Genomic DNA, 6,000 nt, shown 5'->3' with positions numbered 1-6,000 from the left:
CCCCAGCCCCGATAACTCGCCGACATCCGCAGACACCCGCACCACCCCCCGGGAAGCACTACGCAGCAGCGTACGCCCGCAACTAAAACAACGGCATTGCTCCTAAAGCGGGTGTCGCAGGTTCGAATCCTGCCGGGGGCACAGTGCCTGACCAGGCACGGAGCTTCGAACAGCCCCTCGGAGTGATCTCCGAGGGGCTGTTTTCGCGTGTGCGGGGACGTAACGCTAGGCGACGTCCTGGTTACGGGGTTTTCTACCGACCCCACGGGGGCGTCGGCGGCCTCCTGCTCGAACTGGGGCATCAGCGAGGTGTAGGTGTCCGTGTGGCTCGCGATCACCCCAACCGGAGAAGTGACCGCTTACCTCGCGGCGGGAAGTACCTCCAAGGTCACCTGGATCAGTCTGGAGGGCGCCGCCTGCCGTCTGGACGCACCCGACGAGGTTGACTGAGTCGAGCCCGTCACCGCCCGGCAGCGGTCTGGCTGGCCCTCCATTCAGGAGCCTCGGGCGTGTCCTGGAACTCCAGGAGGTGCTGTCCGGCGAGCCGCTGCAGGGCGGCGCGTACGTCTGCCGGTGTGACGTAGAAGAACTCCCGGCGTAGGTTGACCCGGTTGACGCGGCGGGACTCGAACTCCTGGTGCAGGCGGCGTTCAAGGCCGACGGCGTCCTCACTGAAGATCAGGGCGTGTACGTCGAAGCGGAAGGGGACGGACGCGTCCCCGAGTTCGATGACGCGGTCCATGGGATCGAGGCGCCGGGTCATACCGATCTTGACCATGCGTTCGCCGAACGCTCCGACGTTGGAGATGACGTAGACGTATCCGGCCCGGATGTTGGCCTCGCGGGCGTCGACCGCCTCCAGTTCGGCGCCCAACTCGGCGAGTTTTCCTTCGAGTTCGGCGATGGCGGCCGCATCGCCGGTGCCGGAGCGCAGGCGGCGCAGGGCGCCCTCGTAGTGGCTGCGTTCCTTCTCCAGCCGCTGCCGCTCGCGCTCGATCTCGCGCTGCAGGCGCTCCTCCTCGCGCTGCTGGGCTCGTAGCTCTCGCTGCTCCTCCCGCTCGGTCTCCTTCCTCACCACGTAGTCCGCCGTCAGCTCCAACTCCTGTACCCGCAGCTGGTGGTAGTCATCGCCGATGCGGATCTGCATGGTGGCGCCGAGCCGGGCGATCGACTCCCGTGTCTTGCCGAGCCGGTCGATCAGCGAGTCGAGCCGGTGCGGCTTCATGCCGCGCACCGCGTTGTCCGCCTCGGCGTTGTACGCGCGCAGCATCAGCTTGGAGAAGTCACGGACCATCTTGCGGCCCTTGGCGGCTGAGCCGTCCACCATCCAGTACTGGTTCCCGAGCACTGCCCGGTCGTCCCTCGCCAACTGCTTGTAGCGGGCCTTGAGACTGTCGAGCCGGTCCTTGTAGGCGAGCGCGTCGGCGAGGGGATGGCGGTACTCGTAAATGCCGGCCTCTTGCAGCATCCGCGTCTCATCGGTGAGCACCAGATCCCGGCGCGCGGCCGTGAGGCGCTGTTCGGCCTCCGCCGTCTGGCGAGCCATGTCGTCGGCTTGGCGGCGCACGTCGACCAGGGACTGCGCGGCGCTCTCGGCGGCGTGCTCTATCTTCTCGTCGAGGAGAGCGTCGATCCGTCCGATCTCTTGGAGCTTCTCCTCGTGCGCGCGGAGCAGTCGCTGCTGCTCGGCGGCTATCTGAGCGCTGTCGGCTCCGATGAGACGACTCAATTGCTCCGTCAGGTGACGGTTGTCTTCCTGTAGTCCGCGTACCTGTGTTTCCATCAGCGCCAGCTCGCCCGCCAGACGCGCCGCCTCGGACTCCGCTTGCTTACGGCGCCGGCCGAACAGACCCCCACCTGTGGCCGGGGCCGTCGCCTGGGGACCGTAGGGGGACTGCTGAGGAACGGGTGCGCTCGGCTGCGGCGCGGCCCCTTCCGGGATCCAGATCTGCCAGCCTGGGGGTGTGGGCCATGCGGGATCCGGTTCCCAGCCCGGTGGCGGGCTCCACCCCTCCGGCGGGGCGGGCCAGGTGGGCGGCGGGTTGAACCGGTAGGTCATGGGGCAACGACTCCTGTCGCGAGGGCGAGAGACGGCTGGCGTAACCCCGATGCCGTCCGGCAGCCAGCGGGCCGAGTCGAACGTACTCGGCCTTGTGGACCTTCGTCCTGCCATCTCCTGTTTTTGGCCCTCCTGGCAGCAGATCCGACGAGGTGGGTAAGCCGCAGGGAGCCGTTAGACTCCGGCCGCTGTCAGGACGGCCCTCCGCTGGCAGCGAAGTGCCCTTCGTCCTCGAGGGACCGGTCCGGCGCCCCCGGGCACGGCCGACCGCCCCTGACGCACCGGGTGAAGGTGAAGCGAAGGTGGCCACCCCTCTGTCCGCGGACAAGTTCCTGCCCGCTCTCAAGAACGCACGACTTGGCGTTGTCGAACACGGATCCTGGCGCACCCACAACCGCGACCAGCACGGCAACTGGGGCCCCGTGAACGGGGTGGTGATCCACCACACGGGCGCGTACTCCTCCGCGTCTTGTGCCTCCCCCTGGCCATGCCGCGCGCGCCCGCGACCTGTGGCACGAGGTCGCCCCCCTGCAGTCGGCCCGGAACGGATTCAGCACACATGAGGCCGGGAAACCCTGGGAACCTGCAAGAACCACCGAGACATGTTTCTCCAGGTCAAACGCGGTCATGGCGGAGTTTCCCCAGGTCACGACCTTGATCAGAGAAAACTCCTAAAGCGGGTGTCGCAGGTTCGAATCCTGCCGGGGGCACAACGCATTACCTCTCTGACCTGGGGTTTATCCCCCAGGGAGGGGTTCTACTCGGCCTCGGACGACTCGTCCGGGGCCGTTTGCGTGAGCGATGCGTGAGCGGACGGAGAGCTGACCTCCCGAACATCGCCCGACGGATCAGCATCATCCGGCACGGACTCCGGGCCGGGATGCTCCGCGTCCTCGGGCTCGGGCTCCGCTTCGGAGGCGGCGTTCTCGGAGATGGCGCGGGCTCGCGGGACGAGCCGTGCTGCGGCCTCGGCGATCGCCAGGTCCGCTTCGGGGAGCAGGCTCGTGTACGTGTCGGCCGTGATGGTGATCGAGGAGTGGCCGAGCATCTCCTGGATGTCCTTCAGGTCGGCCCCGGCCGCGTGGGCGAGGGTCGCGGCGCCGTGGCGCAGGTCGTGGAGCCGGACCGGTGGGAGGCCGATCTCCTCGTACAGCTCGACGAACCGCCGTGTGACGTTGGCGGGGTGGAGCATCTCGCCGTTCTCCTGAGTGAAGACGCGGCCGGTCTCCACCCAGGCGCTCTCCCACTCCTTGCGGTCCTTGTCCTGCCGGGCTCGGTGCCGCTTGAGGGCCTGGACCGTGTCGGAGTCGAGCGCGATGGTCCGCGCGCCGGCGTCGGTCTTGGGGTCGTCCTCGGGCGGGGGGAGAGGGCCGCTACCAACGGGGGCGAAGGGTGGCCCGTCATCGCACAGGCGCCCGAACTCCCGGTGTGGGGACGGGCGTTGTGCTGACAGCCAGTCAACGATCACTAGCAGTCATGCGACCATCACCCATGCGGCACCCGCATACGGATATGCGCTGGCCGGGTACGGGTAGGAGCCCGAGGCCGCAGAGACACGGTGCGCAGCGGCGCGTCCACATCCGGATCCAGCGTGCGGGCCGACCGCGGCAGCCGCCACCACAGCGCCTCCGAATGGCGCCCGGCGGTGCTTGCGGTGCACGGGTCGTCACCTGCCACCGGCCCTCGGTCGGCGGCCGACGAGTGGCCGGGGCAGGCGGGACGTGCCTACGTTCCTCTTCATGGGTACCGAGAGCGCGACCGAGTCGCGGAACACAGATGTGGTCGAGGACGTGGCGCACCTGTTGGTGCGTTGTCTGCGGGCCGAGGGCGTGGAGTACGTCTTCGGGATCCCCGGCGAGGAGAACATCCGCTTCGTCGACGCGCTGAACGACTCCGGGATCCGGTACGTCCTGGTGCGCCACGAGCAGGCCGCCTCGTTCATGGCGGAGATCTACGGGCGGCTGACCGGGAAGGCCGGTGTGTGTTCGGCCACCCTGGGCCCCGGCGCGATCAACCTGCTGCTCGGCACCGCGGACGCCATGACCAACAGCAGTCCGATGGTGGCCCTGGCCGCCCAGGGGTCCCTGCGCCGCATCCACAAGGAGTCGCACCAGGTCATCGACCTGGTGTCGATGTTCGCCCCCGTCACCCAGTGGGCGGCCCGCATCGAGTGTCCTGACGCGGTGCCGGAGATGACGCGCAAGGCGTTCAAGACCGCGCAGAGCGAGCGCCCCGGCGCCGTGTTCCTGGCGGTGCCGGAGGACATCGAAGCCGAGGGTCCCGCCGAGCCGCTGGCACCCCTGCAGATCGACGCGGTGCACGCCGACGCCCCGTCGCCCTCCCAGATCGCACGGGCGGCCGAGGTGCTCACCGCGGCACGGCACCCGGTCGTGCTGGCAGGCCACGGCGCCGCAAGGTCCGGGGCCTCGGCCGCTCTCGTACGGTTTGCCGAGCGGCTGAACATCCCGGTCGCGACCACCTTCCACGGCAAGGGCGTCTTCCCCGACGACCACCCGGGCGCCCTCGGCGCCGTCGGCTTCATGCGCCACGACTACGGCAACTTCGGCTTCGACACGGCCGACGTACTGGTCTGCGTGGGCTACGAGATCCAGGAGTTCGACCCGGTCAAGATCAACCCGAACGGCGACAAGCGGATCGTGCACGTGCACCGCTTCCCCGCCGAGGTGGACGCCCGCTACCCGGTCACAGTGGGCGTCGAAGGTGACCTGGCGCAGGCGCTGGACGCACTCGCGGAAGCACTGCCCGACGGGCTCACCTACGACTCGGGAAGCAGCGAGAAGATCCGTACGCTGCTCGACGAGGAACTCCGGTACGGACACGACAACGGCGCATTCCCTCTGGTGCCGCAGCGCGTGGTGAGCGATGTCCGCACCGCGCTGGACCGCCACGACATCGTGCTCGCCGACACGGGCGCCGGAAAAATGTGGATGGCCCGCCTCTACCCCACCTACGAACCTGACACCTGCTTGGTCTCCAACGGCCTGTCCACCATGGGGTTCGCGCTGCCGGGCGCCATCGCCGCCAAACTGGCCCGGCCGGACCGGCGCGTCCTGGCGATGATGGGCGACGGCTCGTTCCTGATGAACTCCCAGGAGTTGGAGACCGCCGTCCGCGAACACATTCCACTGGTCGTCCTCGTCCTGGTGGACGGGGAATACGGCCTGATCACCTGGAAGATGGAACTCGAACTCGGCCGCCACAGCCACACCCGGTTCACCAACCCGGACCTGGTCGCCTACGCCGAAAGCTTCGGCGCAAGCGGCTACGCGATCGAGACCGCCGACGAACTGCTGCCCGTACTGAGCCGCGCCCTCGACGACGACACGGTCTCCGTGATCGCATGCCCCGTCGACTACTCCGAGAACCTACGACTGACCGACAAACTGGGCAGTCTGCACGGCCCGTTCTGACACCCTTCCACCAGCGGTCCTCGCGTACGGCGCACTGCCGACCGCCGTAGAAACCTGTCCCCCACCAACCGCTTGCCGCGGCATACCAGGTGAAGCGTCCCTCGCCGACCTCGACATCACACTCGGCGCGAACACCCCGCCCGACGACCGGCTCATCATCACCGATCCGTACAACCGCTGCATGCGCGGCAGGACTTCGGGCATCTGCCGTACAGGGCTGCCCGGTTGCTCGAGCAGCCCTACGCCAGAACACATTCAGCACACATGAGGCCGGGAAACCTCGTGAACGCGTGAGAACCACGGAGGGATGTCTCCCCGGGCCAGCCACCCTATGGGCCGCGTTTCCACAGGTCAGAGCCTCGCCCCAGGAAAACTCCTAAAGCGGGTGTCGCAGGTTCGAATCCTGCCGGGGGCACAACGCGTTACGCTGCTGACCTGGGGCTCTCTCCCCAGGGAGGCGCTCTATTCGGCCTCGGACTCCTCGTCCGGGGCCGTTTTGCGTGAGCGGGC

At 68.2% G+C, this 6,000-nt stretch carries 3 protein-coding genes; 1 reads left to right on the top strand and 2 read right to left on the bottom strand.

Annotation, left to right across the window (positions count from 1 at the left end):
- Window positions 1-460 precede the first annotated feature (460 nt).
- Together ADL12_RS04805 and ADL12_RS04800 are read right to left on the bottom strand one after the other, a co-directional pair.
- On the bottom strand, window positions 461-2,059 hold the full coding sequence (locus tag ADL12_RS04805) for an SNIPE associated domain-containing protein (protein ID WP_244187774.1): 1,599 nt from the start codon (window positions 2,057-2,059) through the stop codon (window positions 461-463).
- Window positions 2,060-2,816: 757 nt separating this feature from the next.
- Window positions 2,817-3,527, bottom strand: coding sequence for a tyrosine-type recombinase/integrase (locus ADL12_RS04800; protein WP_244187773.1), 711 nt, complete (start codon window positions 3,525-3,527; stop codon window positions 2,817-2,819).
- Window positions 3,528-3,798: 271 nt separating this feature from the next.
- Here ADL12_RS04800 and ADL12_RS04795 point away from each other — a divergent pair, with 271 nt between their 5' ends.
- Window positions 3,799-5,490 carry an acetolactate synthase large subunit gene (locus ADL12_RS04795; protein ID WP_107119830.1) on the top strand — a complete coding sequence of 564 codons (1,692 nt, stop codon included), beginning with the start codon at window positions 3,799-3,801 and terminating at the stop codon, window positions 5,488-5,490.
- The last annotated feature ends 510 nt before the right edge of the window (window positions 5,491-6,000 follow it).

This window comes from Streptomyces regalis (genome assembly GCF_001509475.1).
Taxonomy (GTDB): domain Bacteria; phylum Actinomycetota; class Actinomycetes; order Streptomycetales; family Streptomycetaceae; genus Streptomyces; species Streptomyces regalis.
This window is presented reverse-complemented; position numbering and strand designations above follow the sequence as displayed.